The 15,798-nt window shown below is 70.9% G+C and carries 14 protein-coding genes; 2 read left to right on the forward strand and 12 right to left on the reverse strand.

Annotated features, from left to right (window positions below; all coding sequences use genetic code 11):
* Positions 1-12 precede the first annotated feature (12 nt).
* On the forward strand, positions 13-1,137 hold the full coding sequence (locus tag M6G08_RS19775) for a glycerate kinase (protein ID WP_272591380.1): 1,125 nt from the start codon (positions 13-15) through the stop codon (positions 1,135-1,137).
* Positions 1,138-1,316: 179 nt separating this feature from the next.
* On the opposite strand, the gene pssA is transcribed toward M6G08_RS19775, so the two are convergent.
* The 9 genes from pssA to M6G08_RS19820 all read right to left on the reverse strand — a co-directional run bounded on the left by pssA (position 1,317) and on the right by M6G08_RS19820 (position 12,184).
* The gene (gene pssA / locus M6G08_RS19780) at positions 1,317-2,135 is read right to left on the reverse strand and encodes a CDP-diacylglycerol--serine O-phosphatidyltransferase (RefSeq protein WP_043377942.1); all 819 of its coding nucleotides are present in this window, start codon (positions 2,133-2,135) and stop codon (positions 1,317-1,319) included.
* Between the two features lie 22 nt (positions 2,136-2,157).
* Positions 2,158-2,814, reverse strand: a complete 657-nt coding sequence (locus tag M6G08_RS19785; protein ID WP_073730557.1) for a phosphatidylserine decarboxylase — start codon at positions 2,812-2,814, stop codon at positions 2,158-2,160.
* 170 nt (positions 2,815-2,984) lie between these two features.
* The gene (locus M6G08_RS19790; protein ID WP_272588488.1) at positions 2,985-4,190 is read right to left on the reverse strand and encodes an acyl-CoA dehydrogenase family protein; all 1,206 of its coding nucleotides are present in this window, start codon (positions 4,188-4,190) and stop codon (positions 2,985-2,987) included.
* Positions 4,191-4,703, reverse strand: a complete 513-nt coding sequence (locus M6G08_RS19795) for a MaoC family dehydratase (protein ID WP_272588489.1) — start codon at positions 4,701-4,703, stop codon at positions 4,191-4,193.
* Between the two features lie 5 nt (positions 4,704-4,708).
* Positions 4,709-5,671, reverse strand: a complete 963-nt coding sequence (locus M6G08_RS19800; RefSeq protein ID WP_219179140.1) for an HpcH/HpaI aldolase/citrate lyase family protein — start codon at positions 5,669-5,671, stop codon at positions 4,709-4,711.
* Positions 5,668-7,695: an ethylmalonyl-CoA mutase gene (locus M6G08_RS19805; protein WP_272588490.1), complete on the reverse strand. Its 2,028-nt coding sequence runs from the start codon at positions 7,693-7,695 to the stop codon at positions 5,668-5,670. Before M6G08_RS19805 ends, M6G08_RS19800 begins: the two co-directional genes overlap by 4 nt.
* A 12-nt stretch (positions 7,696-7,707) precedes the next feature.
* The gene (gene ccrA / locus M6G08_RS19810) at positions 7,708-9,045 is read right to left on the reverse strand and encodes a crotonyl-CoA carboxylase/reductase (RefSeq protein WP_272591381.1); all 1,338 of its coding nucleotides are present in this window, start codon (positions 9,043-9,045) and stop codon (positions 7,708-7,710) included.
* 333 nt (positions 9,046-9,378) lie between these two features.
* Entirely contained in the window at positions 9,379-10,194 is an 816-nt protein-coding gene (locus tag M6G08_RS19815; protein WP_079187711.1) for a TetR family transcriptional regulator, read from the reverse strand.
* 184 nt (positions 10,195-10,378) lie between these two features.
* Complete coding sequence (locus M6G08_RS19820) at positions 10,379-12,184, reverse strand: 3-hydroxyacyl-CoA dehydrogenase family protein (RefSeq protein ID WP_272588491.1); 1,806 nt, start codon at positions 12,182-12,184, stop codon at positions 10,379-10,381.
* A 388-nt stretch (positions 12,185-12,572) separates the two neighbouring features.
* Here M6G08_RS19820 and M6G08_RS19825 point away from each other — a divergent pair, with 388 nt between their 5' ends.
* On the forward strand, positions 12,573-13,166 hold the full coding sequence (locus tag M6G08_RS19825; protein WP_272588492.1) for an adenylosuccinate lyase: 594 nt from the start codon (positions 12,573-12,575) through the stop codon (positions 13,164-13,166).
* A 59-nt stretch (positions 13,167-13,225) separates the two neighbouring features.
* Here M6G08_RS19825 and M6G08_RS19830 read toward each other — a convergent pair whose 3' ends face one another.
* The 3 genes from M6G08_RS19830 to M6G08_RS19840 are packed head-to-tail and all read right to left on the reverse strand — an operon-like array spanning position 13,226 to position 15,777.
* Positions 13,226-13,729, reverse strand: coding sequence for a GNAT family N-acetyltransferase (locus M6G08_RS19830; protein WP_272591382.1), 504 nt, complete (start codon positions 13,727-13,729; stop codon positions 13,226-13,228).
* Positions 13,730-13,755: 26 nt separating this feature from the next.
* Entirely contained in the window at positions 13,756-14,154 is a 399-nt protein-coding gene (locus tag M6G08_RS19835; RefSeq protein WP_272588493.1) for a RidA family protein, read from the reverse strand.
* Between the two features lie 39 nt (positions 14,155-14,193).
* The gene (locus M6G08_RS19840; RefSeq protein ID WP_272588494.1) at positions 14,194-15,777 is read right to left on the reverse strand and encodes an alpha/beta hydrolase; all 1,584 of its coding nucleotides are present in this window, start codon (positions 15,775-15,777) and stop codon (positions 14,194-14,196) included.
* Positions 15,778-15,798: the final 21 nt, after the last annotated feature.

A 15,798-nucleotide genomic window follows, 5' to 3' on the forward strand; every position in this document is an offset into this window, starting at 1 on the left:
GGGGCCCGCCGGGTGCTCGTCGCCGCGGACAAGTTCAAGGGTTCGCTGACGGCCGTCGAGGTCGCCGAGCGGGTGACGGCCGGTCTGCGCCGGGTCGTGCCGGACCTCGCCGTGGAGGCGCTGCCCGTCGCCGACGGCGGTGACGGCACGGTGGCCGCGGCGGTCGCGGCCGGGTTCGAGCGCCGCCAGGTGCGGGTCGCCGGGCCCCTCGGTGACGAGGTGACGGCGGCGTACGCGCTGCGCGAGGGCACCGCGGTGGTGGAGATGGCCGAGGCCAGTGGGCTCCAGCGGCTCCCGGAGGGTGTCCTCGCGCCGCTGACGTCGTCCACGTACGGCTCCGGCGAGCTGCTGCGGGCCGCGCTGGACGCGGGGGCGCGGACGATCGTGTTCGGGGTCGGCGGCAGCGCGACCACGGACGGCGGCGCCGGGATGCTGTCCGCGCTGGGCGCGCGGTTCCTGGACGGGGACGGGGAGCCGGTCGCCCCGGGCGGGGGCGGTCTCGCCGAGGTGGCCTCGGCCGACCTGTCGGGCCTGGACGCGAGGCTGTCCGGCGTCGAGCTGGTGCTCGCGAGCGACGTCGACAACCCGCTGACCGGGCCGAAGGGCGCGCCCGCCGTGTACGGCCCGCAGAAGGGTGCCTCGCCGCAGGACGTGGAGACCCTCGACGCGGCTCTCGCGCACTTCGCGAAGGTCCTGGAGGGCACGGCGACCGTGGGTGCGCGGGCCGCCGAGTACGCCGCCTCCCCGGGGGCCGGTGCGGCGGGCGGCATCGGGTTCGGCGCGATGCTGCTGGGGGCGCGGTTCCGCCCCGGCATCGAGGTGATGCTGGACGTGCTGGGCTTCGCGCCGGCGCTGGAGCGGGCGGACCTCGTGATCACGGGGGAGGGCTCGCTGGACGAGCAGACCCTGCACGGCAAGGCACCGGCGGGCGTCGCCGCGGCGGCGCGGGCGGCGGGCAAGGACGTCGTCGCGGTGTGCGGGAGGCTGGCGCTGGCGCCGGAGGTGCTGGGGCGGGCCGGGATCCGGCGGGCGTATCCGCTGACGGACGTGGAGCCGGACGTGGCGAAGTGCATCGCGGACGCGGGGCCGATCCTGGAGCGGGTCGCGGAGCGCATCGCACGGGACTTCCTGGCGTAGGGGAGTCTCGCCCCCGGACCTGAACGGCACTTCTCAGCTCACCGAGTCGGGTGGTGGGTGGGCACAGGCCCGGAGGTCCGGGGGCGGAGCCCCCAGGGACGCCGACACCGACGCCGGGCACGCACAAACGAAAGGGCCCCGAACCCAACCCAGGTCCGGGGCCCATCGAAAACGCACCGTCACGGAAGCTGCGCGGCCCGCGCCTCCCGCCGGTTGTCACGGAAGTTGTTCACCCGGCGAGCCGTGGCGAACAGCGGAATCACCGCCCCCATCACCAGCTGCAGCGCACACCCCGTCTGCAGCAGCAGCTGCCCGCTCGGCGCGTCGAACGCCCACGCCGCCAGCAGCCCCATCGACAGGACGATCCACGACAGCATCGCCACCGCGAGGCGCCCTCGCGGCTTCGGGTACTCGACCCGGCTAACCATCAGCCAGGCGGTGCCGATGATCGCCAGCAGCGTCGCCACGAAGGGCAGCTCCAGCAGCACGATCGACACCACCGTCAGCGCCCCGAAGGGCGACGGCATGCCCTGGAAGGTGCCGTCCTTGACGGTGACGCAGGAGAACCGGGCAAGCCGCAGCACCACCGCCAGCAGCACCACGATCGCCCCCACCGCCGCAACCCGCTGGTAGGCGTCGTCGGCGACCATGCCGTAGACGAGGACGAAGTACGCCGGCGCCAGCCCGAAGCTGATCAGGTCGGACAGGTTGTCCAGCTCCGCGCCCATGGGGGAGGAGCGCAGCTTGCGGGCGACCAGGCCGTCGAACAGGTCGAAGATCGCCGCGCACAGCATGAGGATGACCGCAGTGGCCGCGCTGTGGCGGGCCATGCCGGACTCCTCGCTGCCCGTGAGGTGCGGGATGAGGATGCCGGTGGTGGTGAAGTACACCGCCATGAAGCCGCACGTGGCGTTGCCGAGGGTGAGGGTGTCCGCTATCGACAGGCGGAGCGAGAGCGGCATCTCCTCCTCTTCGTCCACCTCGTCGGCCTCGGGCACCCATCCGGCCTGGGTCTGCGGATCAATCACGGTCAATTCGAGTCACCCCAGCCACCGTCTTCTGACCCACCTCGACATCCACCTCGACACCCTCCGGCAGGTACAGGTCGACGCGCGAGCCGAAGCGGATCAGACCGACCCGCTCGCCCTGCTCGACCTTGGTGCCCTGCGGCACGTAAGGGACGATGCGGCGGGCCACCGCGCCGGCGATCTGGATCATCTCGATGTCGCCCAGCTCGGTGTCGAAGTGCCACACGACCCGCTCGTTGTTCTCGCTCTCCTTGTTGAAGGCGGGAACGAAGCCACCGGGAACGTGCTCGACCGACGTCACCGTGCCCGACAGCGGGGCGCGGTTCACGTGGACGTTGAGCGGGCTCATGAAGATCGCGACGCGGGTGCGGCCGTCCTTCCACGGCATGATGCTCTGCACCACTCCGTCGGCGGGCGAGACGACCCGGCCCCGGGTGATCTCGCGCTCGGGGTCGCGGAAGAACCACAGCATCCCCGCCGCGAGCGCGGTGGCGGGGACGGCGACGGCCTTGGCCACGCCCGAGCGGCGGGCACGGACCAGGCTGACGGCTGCGGTGGCGACGGTCGGCAGAAGCCACGGCGATGCTCCGCGCGCGAGGCGTACGCCGGCCAGGCTGTCGCGAGATGCAGAGGTTTGGCTGTGGGGCATGGATGACCTTCGTAGCGGATGATGCCGCGCACTGACGGGGGACGGCGGCTTTCCGGCGATCGTAGCGGCTTCCTGCCGCAACTGGGTAAGCCAGGAAGCCGAGTCGGCGGCCGAACACTGCCTACGGGGTGTGACCTTGTTCTCCAAGAAAACACCCCGTATCCGGACATCTAGCCCTGGAATCGATACTCTTCGAGCAGTCGGCGGCCGATGATCATTTTCTGGATCTCGGCGGTGCCTTCACCGATCAGGAGCATCGGGGCCTCGCGATAGAGGCGCTCGATCTCGTACTCCTTGGAGAAGCCGTATCCGCCGTGGATCCGGAAGGCGTCCTCCACGACCTCCTTGCAATACTCGGATGCGAGGTACTTGGCCATCCCCGCTTCCAGGTCGTTTCGTTCGCCCGAGTCCTTTTTGCGTGCAGCGTTCACCATCATCGCATGCGCCGCCTCGACCTTGGTAGCCATCTCCGCGAGCTTGAACTGAATGGCCTGGTGCTGGGCGATCTGCTTGCCGAAAGTGTGACGCTGCTGGGCGTACTGGACACCCAGCTCGAAGGCACGCTGAGCGACGCCGCAGCCACGGGCCGCCACATTGACGCGGCCCACCTCGACGCCGTCCATCATTTGGTAAAAACCTCGGCCGGTGACCCCGCCGAGCACCCGGTCGGCCGGAATGCGCAGGTCGTCCATGACGAGCTCGGTCGTGTCGACGCCCTTGTAGCCCATCTTGTCGATCTTGCCGGGGATGGTGAGGCCGGGGCGGACCTCGCCGAACCCGGGCTCCTTCTCCACCAGGAAGGTCGTCATCGACTTGTGCGGGGCCGTGCCCTCGGGGTGACCCTCGTCACTCTTCACCAGTACGGCCACCAGCGACGACGTACCGCCGTTCGTCAGCCACATCTTCTGGCCGTTCAGGACGTACTCGTCGCCGTCCTTCACCGCCTTAGAGGAGATCGCCGACACGTCCGAGCCGAGCGCCGGCTCGGACATCGAGAAGGCGCCCCGGATGTCGCCCGCGGCCATGCGGGGCAGGAAGTGGTCCTTCTGCTCCCGCGTGCCGTGCTGCTTGAGCATGTACGCCACGATGAAGTGCGTGTTGATGATGCCGGAGACCGACATCCAGCCGCGGGCGATCTCCTCCACGCACAGCGCGTAGGTGAGGAGCGACTCGCCCAGGCCTCCGTACTCCTCCGGGATCATCAGGCCGAACAGGCCGAGTTCCTTCAGCCCGTCGACGATGTCCTGCGGGTACTCGTCCCGATGCTCCAGCTCGGTGGCGACCGGGATGATCTCCTTGTCCACGAAGTCGCGGACGGTGGAGAGGATCTCCCGCTGAACGTCCGTGAGGCCGTGGGTCTGGGCGAGGCGGCTCATCTACTTCACCTGTTCCTTCAGGTCGGGCCGGCCGGGCTGCTCGCCGCCGCGCTCCTTGATGTACGTCTCGGTGGGCACCATCACCTTGCGGCGGAAGACGCAGACCAGCGTGCCGTCCTGCTTGTAGCCCTTGGTCTCGACGTGGACGATGCCGCGGTCGCTCTTCGACTTCGACGGCCACTTGTCGAGCACCGTCGTCTGGCCGTAGATGGTGTCGCCGTGGAAGGTCGGCGCCACGTGCTTGAGCGACTCGATCTCCAGGTTGGCGATCGCCTTGCCGGAGATGTCGGGGACCGACATGCCGAGCAGGAGCGAGTAGACGTAGTTGCCGACCACCACGTTCTTGCCGAAGTCCGTCGTCTTCTCGGCGTAGTTCGTGTCCATGTGGAGCGGGTGGTGGTTCATGGTGAGGAGGCAGAAGAGGTGGTCGTCGTACTCCGTGACCGTCTTGCCCGGCCAGTGCTTGTACGTCGCACCGACCTCGAACTCCTCGTAGGTGCGTCCGAACTGCATCGCCCTCAGCCCTCCGGGATCTCGAACTTCGACGTGCGCCGCATGCCGGCCGCACGCCCCTTGCCGGAGATGACCAGGGCCATCTTGCGGCTGGCCTCGTCGATCATCTCGTCGCCGAGCATCGCCGAGCCCTTCTTGCCGCCCGCCTCGGACGTGTAGTAGTCGTACGCGTCCAGGATCAGCTCGGCGTGGTCGTAGTCCTCCTGGGAGGGCGAGAAGATCTCGTTGGACGCCTCGACCTGGCCCGGGTGCAGGACCCACTTGCCGTCGAAGCCGAGGGCCGCGGCGCGCTGGGCGACCTCGCGGTAGCCGTCCACGTTGCGGATCTGGAGGTAGGGGCCGTCGATGGCCTGGAGGTTGTTGGCGCGGGCGGCCATAAGGATCTTCATCAGGATGTAGTGGTAGGCGTCCGCCGGGTAGCCGGGCGGCTGCTCGCCCACGACCAGGGACTTCATGTTGATGGACGCCATGAAGTCGGCCGGGCCGAAGATGATGGTCTCCACGCGCGGGCTGGCCTGCGCGATCTCGTTGACGTTGTTCAGGCCCTGCGCGTTCTCGATCTGCGCCTCGATACCGATGCGGCCGACCTCGAAGCCCATCGTCTTCTCGATCTGGGTGAGCAGGAGGTCGAGGGCGACGATCTGCTGGGCGTCCTGGACCTTCGGCAGCATGATGCAGTCCAGGTTCGGGCCGGCGCCCTCGACGACCGTGACGACGTCGCGGTACGTCCACTCGGTGGTCCAGTCGTTGACGCGCACGACGCGGGTCTTGCCGGTCCAGTCGCCCTCGTTGAGGAACTTGACGATGGTGTGCCGCGCCTCGGGCTTGGCCAGCGGCGCGCAGGCGTCCTCCAGGTCCAGGAAGACCTGGTCCGCGGGGAGGCCCTGGGCCTTCTCCAGGAAACGCGGGTTGCTTCCCGGGACCGCCAGGCAGGAGCGGCGGGGGCGAAGGCGGTCGACTGTCGTCATGCGGGGACCTCCAGGGGGTCGAGCTTGTTCGCGTTCCGGATCTCGTCGACGATCCGGCCGATGATGCCGGTGATGTCGAAATCCTTCGGGGTGAAGACCGCGGCCACTCCCGCGGCCCGCAGTTCTTCGGCGTCACCGTTCGGGATGATGCCACCGGCGATCACCGGTATATCTGTGGCACCGGCCACACGGAGCCTCTCCAGCACGTCCGGGACGAGCTGGGCGTGCGAGCCGGAGAGGATCGACAGGCCCACCGCGTGCACGTCCTCGGCGAGGGCGGCGTCCACGATCTGCTCCGGGGTGAGCCGGATGCCCTGGTAGACCACCTCGAACCCGGCGTCGCGGGCCCGCACGGCGATCTGCTCGGCGCCGTTGGAGTGGCCGTCCAGGCCGGGCTTGCCGACCAGGAAGCGCAGCTTGCCGACCCCCAGGTCCTTCGCCGTCAGCTCCACCTTGCGGCGCACCCCGGACAGGGCCGAGCCCTCCTCCGCGGCGACCGCGACCGGCGCCGACGACACACCCGTGGGCGCCCGGAACTCGCCGAACACCTCGCGCAGCGCCCCGGCCCACTCGCCGGTCGTGACGCCGGCGCGGGCGCACTCCAGGGTGGCCTCCATGAGGTTGTCGGTGCCCTTGGCGGCCTCCTTCAGCTTCTCCAGCGCCTTGCAGGGCCGGGGGTGGTTGAAGGGCGGCTGGTACCGCGTGTCCCGCCAGTGCTGGAGCGAGGCGATGACGCGGGCCTCCACCGCCGGGTCGACCGTCTGGATCGCGGTGTCCAGGTCGGCGGTCAGCGGGTTGGGCTCGGTGCCCTCGAAGGCGTTGACACCGATGATCTTCTCGTCGCCGGACTCGATCCGGGCCCGGCGCTCGGCGTGCGAGGCGACCAGCTGCGACTTGAGGTAGCCGGACTCGACGGCCGCCATCGCGCCGCCCATCTCCTGGATGCGCTCGATCTCCGCGAACGCCTCCTCGACCAGCTCGTCCACCTTCGCCTCGACCACCTTCGAGCCCTCGAAGAGGTCGCCGTACTCCAGCAGATCGCTCTCGTACGCCAGCACCTGCTGGATGCGCAGCGACCACTGCTGGTCCCAGGGCCGGGGCAGGCCCAGCGCCTCGTTCCAGGCCGGCAGCTGCACGGCACGCGCCCGGGCGTCCTTGGAGAGGGTGACCGCCAGCATCTCCAGCACGATCCGCTGGACGTTGTTCTCCGGCTGGGCCTCGGTCAGGCCGAGGGAGTTGACCTGGACGCCGTAGCGGAAGCGGCGGTGCTTCGGGTTCTCGATGCCGTACCGCTCGCGGGTGATGCGGTCCCAGATCCGCCCGAAGGCCCGCATCTTGCACATCTCCTCGACGAAGCGGACACCCGCGTTCACGAAGAAGGAGATGCGGCCGACCACGTCGCCCATGCGCTCCTGGGGCACCTGGCCGCCGTCGCGCACGGCGTCGAGGACGGCGATCGCGGTGGACATCGCGTACGCGATCTCCTGCACCGGCGTGGCGCCCGCCTCCTGCAGGTGGTAGCTGCAGATGTTGATCGGGTTCCACTTCGGGAGGTGGGAGACCGTGTACGCGATCATGTCGGTCGTCAGGCGGAGCGAGGGTCCCGGCGGGAAGACGTGCGTCCCGCGGGACAGGTACTCCTTGACGATGTCGTTCTGGGTCGTGCCACTGAGCCGGGTGATGTCCGCGCCCTGCTCCTCGGCGACGACCTGGTAGAGCGCCAGCAGCCACATGGCCGTGGCGTTGATGGTCATCGAGGTGTTCATCTGCTCCAGGGGGATGTCCTGGAACAGCCGGCGCATGTCACCGAGGTGCGCGACCGGCACGCCGACCCGGCCCACCTCGCCGCGGGCGAGGACGTGGTCGGAGTCGTAGCCGGTCTGGGTCGGCAGGTCGAAGGCGACCGACAGTCCCGTCTGCCCCTTGGCGAGGTTGCGCCGGTACAGCTCGTTGGACGCCTCGGCCGTGGAGTGACCGGCGTAGGTGCGCATGAGCCACGGCCGGTCCTTCTGACGCTCAGTCATCTATGACCGTCCTCAGATGTTACGGAAGCGGTTGATGGCGTCGAGGTGCTTGGCGCGCTTCTCCTGGTCGCGCACTCCCAGGCCCTCCTCGGGGGCCATGCAGAGCACGCCGACCTTGCCCTGGTGGGCGTTGCGGTGCACGTCGTGGGCGGCCTGGCCGGTGTCCTGAAGGGAGTACACCTTGGAGAGGGTGGGGTGGATCTTGCCCTTGGCGATCAGGCGGTTGGCCTCCCACGCCTCGCGGTAGTTGGCGAAGTGGGAGCCGATGATGCGCTTCAGGGACATCCACAGGTAGCGGTTGTCGTACTCGTGCATGTAGCCCGAGGTCGAGGCGCAGGTGGTGATGGTGCCGCCCTTGCGGGTGACGAAGACGGAGGCGCCGAAGGTCTCCCGGCCGGGGTGCTCGAAGACGATGTCGATGTCCTCGCCGCCGGTGAGTTCCCGGATGCGCTTGCCGAAGCGCTTCCACTCCTTCGGGTCCTGGGTCTGCTCGTCCTTCCAGAACCGGTAGCCCTCGGCGCTGCGGTCGATGATCGCCTCGGCGCCCATGGACCGGCAGATGTCCGCCTTCTGCTCGCTGGAGACGACGCAGATCGGGTTGGCGCCGCCGGCCAGCGCGAACTGGGTGGCGTAGGAGCCGAGTCCGCCGCTGGCGCCCCAGATGAGCACGTTGTCGCCCTGCTTCATGCCGGCGCCGTTGCGGGAGACCAGTTGCCGGTAGGCGGTGGAGTTGACCAGGCCCGGGGCGGCGGCCTCCTCCCAGCTGAGGTGGTCCGGCTTCGGCATCAGCTGGTTGGACTTGACGAGGGCGATCTCGGCGAGGCCGCCGAAGTTGGTCTCGAAGCCCCAGATGCGCTGCTCGGGGTCGAGCATCGTGTCGTTGTGGCCGTCCGAGGACTCCAGCTCGACGGAGAGGCAGTGCGCGACGACCTCGTCGCCGGGCTGCCAGGCGTTGACGCCCGGGCCGGTGCGCAGGACGACGCCCGCGAGGTCGGAGCCGATGATGTGGTACGGCAGGTCGTGGCGCTTGGCAAGGTCGTTGGTGCGGCCGTAGCGCTCCAGGAACCCGAACGTCGACAGCGGCTCGAAGATCGAGGTCCACACGGAGTTGTAGTTGACCGAGGAGGCCATGACGGCCACCAGGGCCTCGCCCGGGCCCAGCTCGGGCACCGGCACCTCGTCGAGGTGGATCGACTTGCGCGGGTCCTTGTCGCGGGTCTCGAGGCCCGCGAACATCTCCGTCTCGTCCTTGTGCACGGTGATCGCGCGGTACGACTCGGGGATCGGCAGGGCGGCGATGTCGGCCGGCGTGGATTCGGGCGACTGGATCGCGTCCAGGATGTCCTTCACGGTCACGGTGTTGCCTCCGGCGAAGAGCGCCCTGAGGGAGGGGCGCTGAGGGTCACGTCGGTGCTGCTGGGATTCGGTGTGAAAGTGCCTGTGACGCAGGCGTTCGGGCGCGCAGGGGATGAGTGCGGGGACAGCCCGGACACCTTCAACGTATGACACCGCGTGTCACCCCGCAAGGCACTGAGTGCCAGAAGTTCCACTCAGATGAAATCTTTACGCTTCAGATGAGCGATGATCGATCGAATGAGGGTCGACGAGGGGTGGGAAAGGGGCGTTGACATGCAAAAACGGCCACCCGGTGGGTGGCCGTCGTCACAGACGCGGAGGGGAGGCTCAGCGCTCCTTGAGGGCCTGCTCGATGGTGCGCATGACCTCGTGCAGCGGTGCGTCGGTGCGCGCGACCGTCACCAGCACCTCACCCCGCACGGAGGCCGAGGAGGCGGCCGGCCGCGCGCCGGCGGCCGTGGAGCGCCCGGCGCCGATGCCGGTGCCGAACGTCCGGCGCACGATCGCGAACGCGTGGTCCAGCTGCGCCTCCACGTCCCCCTGCCCGCCCGCCCTGAGCCAGCGCCGCAGCACGTGGTTGTGGGCGGTGACCACGGCCGAGGCGGCGACCTCGGCCAGCAGCGGGTCGTCGTTGGCGTCGTCGTCGTGCGCGTGCTCGTCGAAGTGGCCGAGGAGATAGCGGGTGAACAGACGCTCGTAGCGGGCCACCGAGGCGATCTCGGCCTCGCGCAGGGTGGGCACCTCGCGGGTCAGCTTGTAGCGGGCGACCGAGATCTCCGGCCGGGCCGCGTACATCTTCATGACTTCCTTGATGCCGCGGCACACCGTGTCGAGCGGGTGCTCGTGCGCGGGCGCGGCGTTGAGCACCGCCTCCGCGCGGACCAGGGTGTCGTCGTGGTCCGGGAAGATCGCCTCTTCCTTGGAGCGGAAGTGCCGGAAGAAGGTACGGCGCGCGACCCCTGCCCGGGCCGCGATCTCGTCGACGGTGGTCGCCTCGTACCCCTTGGTCGCGAACAGCTCCATCGCCGCCGCCGCCAGTTCCCGGCGCATTTTGAGCCGCTGGGCGGCGGCTCGGCTGCCGGCCGCGCTCTCCGGCGCGTCGGGCGTGGCTGGTGTACGTGAGGACTTGGCGGGCTGGGACATGCCATGAACGTACTGCATGCGCCCGCAATCATGCGCGTGACCGGGGATTCCCCCGCCCGCCGGGGGCGGGGGAGACCCGGCCGGGGGCGGCGGGGGAGCCCCTGCCCGGCCGGGCGTGGGGAAGCCGGCCGGATCGAGCAGCCCGCCCCAGTCCTCCTCCGTACGGAACCAGTCGCCCACTCCCTCAGCGGCGGGCATACTCGCGGAAGCCGCGGCCCGTCTTGCGGCCGAGGCAGCCCGCGGCCACCAGGTGCTCCAGGAGCGGCGCCGGGGCCAGGCCCGGGTCGCGGAACTCGCGGTGCAGCACCTTCTCGATGGCGAGCGAGACGTCCAGTCCGACCACGTCCAGCAGCTCGAAGGGGCCCATCGGGTAGCCGCCGCCCAGCTTCATCGCCGCGTCGATGTCGTCGAGCGTCGCGTAGTGCTCCTGGACCATCTTCACGGCGTTGTTGAGGTACGGGAACAGCAGCGCGTTCACGATGAACCCGGCCCGGTCGCCGCAGTCCACGGCGTGCTTGCGGATCTTCGCGCAGACCTCCCGGACGGTGGCGTGCACGTCGTCCGCCGTCAGCACCGTGCGGACCACCTCGACCAGCTTCATGGCCGGCGCCGGGTTGAAGAAGTGCATGCCGATCACGTCCTGCGGGCGCGAGGTGGCGCGGGCGCAGGCGACGACGGGCAGCGAGGAGGTGGTGGTGGCCAGCACCGCGCCGGGCTTGCACACCTTGTCCAGCGTCGCGAACAGCTGCCGCTTGACCTCCAGGTCCTCGGCGACCGCCTCCACGGCCAGGTCCACGTCGGCGAAGTCGTCGTAGGTGCCCGTCGGCGTGATCAGTTCCAGTGTCCGCGCGGCGGCCTCGGCGGTCAGCCGGCCCTTGTCCACGCTGCGGGCCAGGGACTTCCCGATGCGGGCCTTGGCCGTCTGCGCCTTCTCCGCGCTGCGGGCGGCGAGCACCACCTCGTAGCCGGCCTTGGCGAACACCTCCGCGATGCCGGACGCCATGGTGCCCGAACCGGCGACGCCCACGGCGCGGACGGGACGCCCGGGGACCTGTGTGCCGCCCGTGCCCGGGGTCAGGGCGTCCGGCACCACGACCGCGCTGCCGGGCGCCTGGTACGTGTAGAAGCCGCGTCCCGCCTTGCGGCCCGTCAGGCCCGCCTCGCTGAGCTGCCGCAGGATCGGCGCCGGCGCGTGCAGACGGTCGTGGGAGGCGGTGTACATGGCCTCCAGCACCGTGCGGGCGGTGTCCACGCCGATCAGGTCCAGCAGGGCCAGCGGGCCCATCGGCAGTCCGCAGCCGAGCCGCATCGCGGCGTCGATGTCCTCGCGGGAGGCGTAGTTCGCCTCGTACATCGCCGCCGCCTGGTTCAGGTACCCGAACAGCAGCCCGTCGGCGACGAACCCGGGCCGGTCACCGACCGCGACGGGCTCCTTGCCGAGGTCGAGGGCGAGATTGGTGACCGCGGTGACGGCGCCCGGCGCGGTCAGCACCGAGGAGACGACCTCCACCAGTTTCATCGCCGGCGCCGGGTTGAAGAAGTGCAGGCCCAGGACCCGCTCCGGGCGGGCCGAGTCGGCGGCCAGCCGGGTCACGGACAGCGCGTTGGTGCCGGTCGCCAGGATCGTCTCGGGGCGCACGATCCCGTCCAGCTCCCGGAAGATCTGCTGCTTGATCTCGTACGACTCCGGGGCCACCTCGATCACCAGGTCGGCGTCGGCCGCCGCGCCCAGCTCGGTGGAGGTGCGGACGCGGGCCAGGGCGTCGGCGCGTTCCTGTGCCGTGAGGCGTCCACGTTCGACGGCACGGGTGGTGGAGGCTTCCAGCGCGGCGACGGCCGTCGCGGCCTGCGCCTCACTGACGTCGATGCCGACGACGTCGCGGCCGGCCCTGGCGAGCACTTCGGCGATGCCGGTGCCCATCGTGCCGAGGCCGACGACGGCTATGGTCCGCAGCGGGGACAGAGGGGTGTCGGACAGGGGAGTGGCCATCGCGGGACTCCAGGAATGAGGGTGACGACGGGAACACGCCCGGGTGCGCCGAGGGGCGCACCGGGTGCGTGTGGGAGGAAGTGCGGGTGTTGCCGGGCCGACTCGCGCACACGCCCGGTGCCGACACGGGGGGCGCGCACACGCCCGCCCGGCGGCGGTTGCCGACCGGCCCTGTCCCGAGGCCGAGTCGCACTGCGGTACCCGAGGATCCGGTACCGAACCGACTGCTCTGCCGCCTCGCGCCGGCCGCGTCACCAGACCGTCGTGAGGGGTTGTGCGAGTGGGTGACTCGCTCGTCTGAGATTAACTCGCGGGTAACGAGCGCGCCAGCCCCCGGTGTTCGTGATGTACGTCCCAAGGGTGCTGTGACGCCCCTAACCTCGGTGTCATGGACGAAGAGTTGCGATCGCTCACCGAGCGTTTACGGGCCGAGTCGGCGGCATCGGGCGTGCCGGGCGCCCCGGCGGCGTACGCACGTCTGGTGGCGACCGAGGACCGGGAGGAGCTGGCGGCGGTGCTCACCGAGCCGGGGCAGCCGCTGTGGGCGCGGGAACTGGCGGCGTTCCGGCTGGGTGTGGCGGGGGACCGGCGCGCTTTCGAGTCCCTGGTGCTGCTCCTCAACCACCGCGACCCGCCGCGCTGCGCCTTGGCCGCCCACGCGCTCGCCCGTCTCGGCGACCCCCGCACCGCCCGCGCCGCAGCCGCCCTCGCCACCAACGAACTCCGGGTCGCCTACGCCCTGCACCCGGTACGGCTGCTGGTCGAGCTGCGGGCCCCCGAGGCGGTACCCGCCCTGATCACCACGCTGGAACGGCGGCTGCGCCCGCACGACCCGTACCGGCGCGTGGCCCTGGCCTGCGTCGAAGGGCTCGGCGCGCTCGGCGACGACCGGGCCGCACCCGTCCTGAACGACGCCCTGGCCCACCCCGCCCTGGCCCAGGCGGCGGTGCGGGCGCTGGCGAGGATCCCGGGGCAGCGGTGACGACGCCTCCGGCGGCGGATGCCGGGCCGGCCGGGGCGGGCCCGGGCAGCGGTGAGCCGTCAGCCGGTCAGGTCCCTGGCGTACCTCACCTCGGGCACCACCGCCCCCGCCACCTCGAAGGGCTCCTCGGCGCCGTCCGCGCGGAAACCCGCCCGCTCGTAGAAGCGCCGGGCGCGGGCGTTGCCCTCGACCACCCACAGGAGCATGCGCCCGTGCCCGGCCGCCGCGCACCGGCGCACCGACTCCCGCAGCAGGGCCCGCCCGACGCCCGTGCCGAAGCGCGCGGCGTCCACGTACAGCGCGTACAACTCCACGTCTTCGGTACGCAGTTCCCCGTCCCGGTACGGGCCGTGGCAGGCCCAGCCGACGACCTCGCCGCCCTGGTCCTCGGCGACCAGGTTCACCATGTCGCCCGGGGTCCGGGCGAAGAGCGCGCGGCGCCGTCCGGCGTCCTCGGCGGCGTCCAGCCCGTCGAGGTACGACTGCGGCATGAGGCCGCGGTAGGCGGTGCGCCAGCCCCGGACGCGGATGTCGGACACACGGTCGCAGTCCGCGAGCGTCATCTCCCGTACCAGGAGCCCGTTCCCGCTCACGAGGACACGACCGCGAACGCCTCGATCTCCATCAGGAACTCCGGCCGGACCAGCGCGGCGACCTGTACCGCCGAGGCGGCGGGCAGGCGGTCGTCGGGTATGTGCTCGGCGCGCGCCGCGCGGATCGCGGGCATGTGCGCCATGTCCGTGACGAAGAAGGTCAGCTTCACAACGTCGTCGAAGGTCGCTCCGGCCGCTGCCAGGCACCGGCGCAGGTTCTCGAAGACCTGGCGGGCCTGGGCCGCGGCGTCGCCGGCACCGACCGGCTCGCCGTCCTCGTCCAGGGCGAGCTGACCGGAGACGGCCACGAACCGTCCGGTGCCGAGGACGACATGGCTGTACTGGGCGGCGGGCGCGACGCCTTCGGGGGCGGAGATCCTGGTCAGCTCACCCATGCCCCCATGGTGGACCATGGCGCTGACAACGCCCCGGTATTAATTCCGGAAGCCGAGCAGCCCGTGCAGCGTCGACCCGCGGGACGACGTCGACGCGGCCTTGGACTCCAGCGGCTTCGGGTCGGGCAGCGCCGCGCAGACCGCGTCCGCCTCGCCGGTGCCCGCACCGTCCGGCACGGTGCCGTCGGCCAGGTAGGCGGCCAGGTGCCGGTCCAGGCAGGCGTTCCCGCTCAGCGTGATGCCGTGGTTCCCGCCGCCCTCCTCGACCACCAGGCTCGAACCACGCAGCAGACGGTGCACGGTGACGCCGCCCTCGTACGGCGTGGCCGCGTCGTCCGTCGCCTGGAACAACAGGACCGGCGGCAGCGCGCCGTTGGCGACGTCCACCGGCTGTCGGGACTCCGTGGGCCAGAAGGCGCACGGCGCGTTGTACCAGGCGTTGTTCCAGGCCATGAAGGGAGCCTTCTCGTACACGTCCCAGTTCTCGTCGCGCCACTCGTCCCAGTCGCGCGGCCAGCCCGCGTCGCGGCACAGGACCGAGGTGTAGACGCTGTAGCCGTTCTCCCCGGAGGCGTCCACGGCACCGAAGTTCTCGTACGCCTCGACCAGCGGCCCGGTGTCCGCGTCGTTCGCGTACGCGGCGAACGCCTCCGCCAGGTAGGGCCAGTAGCCGTTGTAGTAACCGCCCGGGACGAAGGTGTCCTCCAGCTCCGAGGCGCCCACCTTCCCGTCCGCGGGCTCCTTGGACAGCGCAGTCCGCATGGCGTACCAGGCGTCCTCCACCCGCTCCGGGTCGGTGCCCAGCCCGTACGCCGCGTCGTGCCGGGCGATCCAGGCGAGGAAGGCGCGGTGGCGGTCGTTGAAGACGAGGTCCTGGTTGAGATTGGCGTCGTGCCAGACCCCGGTCGGGTCGACGATGGAGTCCAGGACCAGGCGCCGTACCCGCTCCGGGTACAGCTTGGCGTAGACGGCGCCGAGGTAGGTGCCGTACGAGTAGCCGAAGTAGTTCACCTTCTCGGCGCCGAGCGCCGCGCGGACGGCGTCCACGTCCCGCGCGGCGCTCACCGTGTCGATGTGCGGCAGCACGTCCCCGTACTTCTCGCCGCACGCCTCGGCGAAGGACTTCGCGCGCGCGAGATTGGCCTTCTCGACGCCCGGGGCGGCCGGCAGGGAGTCGGGGCGCACCGGGTCGAAGTGGCCGGGCCGGCAGTTCAGCGCGGGCTCGCTCCGGCCCACGCCGCGCGGGTCGAAGCCGATGACGTCGTACTGGGCGGCCACCTCCCCGGGCAGCGAGGACGCCACGAACCCGGCGAGCGTCAGCCCGCTGCCGCCGGGCCCGCCGGGGTTGACCAGCAGCGGTCCCTGGTACTCGTCGGCGGTGTGCGGGACGCGGGACAGCGCCAGCGTGATCCGCTCCCCGTCCGGACGGGCGTGGTCCAGCGGCACCGCGAGGGACGCGCACTGGAGCGTCGGGTAGTCGGCCGTTCCGCACTCGTTCCAGTCGAGTGCCGGGGCGCCCGGGGCCGCGTCGGAGCGCGGTGTGTTCGCCTCGGCGGGAACGGCCGCGACCGTCGCGGCGGCGATGACGGCGGCGCCGCACAGCGCGGCTGCGCGTTGTCTCATGGCGTTCATCGTCCCGGGGAG

This window comes from Streptomyces sp. M92, from assembly GCF_028473745.1.
Taxonomy (GTDB): Bacteria; Actinomycetota; Actinomycetes; order Streptomycetales; family Streptomycetaceae; genus Streptomyces.

Excerpts from the sequence above, each read along its gene's own strand:
- M6G08_RS19785 (WP_073730557.1), bottom strand. The coding sequence starts at position 2,814 with ATGCCCCACAGCCAAACCTCTGCATCTCGCGACAGCCTGGCCGGCGTA.
- M6G08_RS19790 (WP_272588488.1), bottom strand. The coding sequence starts at position 4,190 with ATGAGCCGCCTCGCCCAGACCCACGGCCTCACGGACGTTCAGCGGGAG.
- M6G08_RS19795 (WP_272588489.1), bottom strand. The coding sequence starts at position 4,703 with ATGCAGTTCGGACGCACCTACGAGGAGTTCGAGGTCGGTGCGACGTAC.
- M6G08_RS19800 (WP_219179140.1), bottom strand. The coding sequence starts at position 5,671 with ATGACGACAGTCGACCGCCTTCGCCCCCGCCGCTCCTGCCTGGCGGTC.
- M6G08_RS19805 (WP_272588490.1), bottom strand. The coding sequence starts at position 7,695 with ATGACTGAGCGTCAGAAGGACCGGCCGTGGCTCATGCGCACCTACGCC.
- M6G08_RS19815 (WP_079187711.1), bottom strand. The coding sequence starts at position 10,194 with ATGTCCCAGCCCGCCAAGTCCTCACGTACACCAGCCACGCCCGACGCG.
- M6G08_RS19820 (WP_272588491.1), bottom strand. The coding sequence starts at position 12,184 with ATGGCCACTCCCCTGTCCGACACCCCTCTGTCCCCGCTGCGGACCATA.
- M6G08_RS19825 (WP_272588492.1), top strand. The coding sequence starts at position 12,573 with ATGGACGAAGAGTTGCGATCGCTCACCGAGCGTTTACGGGCCGAGTCG.
- M6G08_RS19830 (WP_272591382.1), bottom strand. The coding sequence starts at position 13,729 with ATGACGCTCGCGGACTGCGACCGTGTGTCCGACATCCGCGTCCGGGGC.
- M6G08_RS19835 (WP_272588493.1), bottom strand. The coding sequence starts at position 14,154 with ATGGGTGAGCTGACCAGGATCTCCGCCCCCGAAGGCGTCGCGCCCGCC.
- M6G08_RS19840 (WP_272588494.1), bottom strand. The coding sequence starts at position 15,777 with ATGAGACAACGCGCAGCCGCGCTGTGCGGCGCCGCCGTCATCGCCGCC.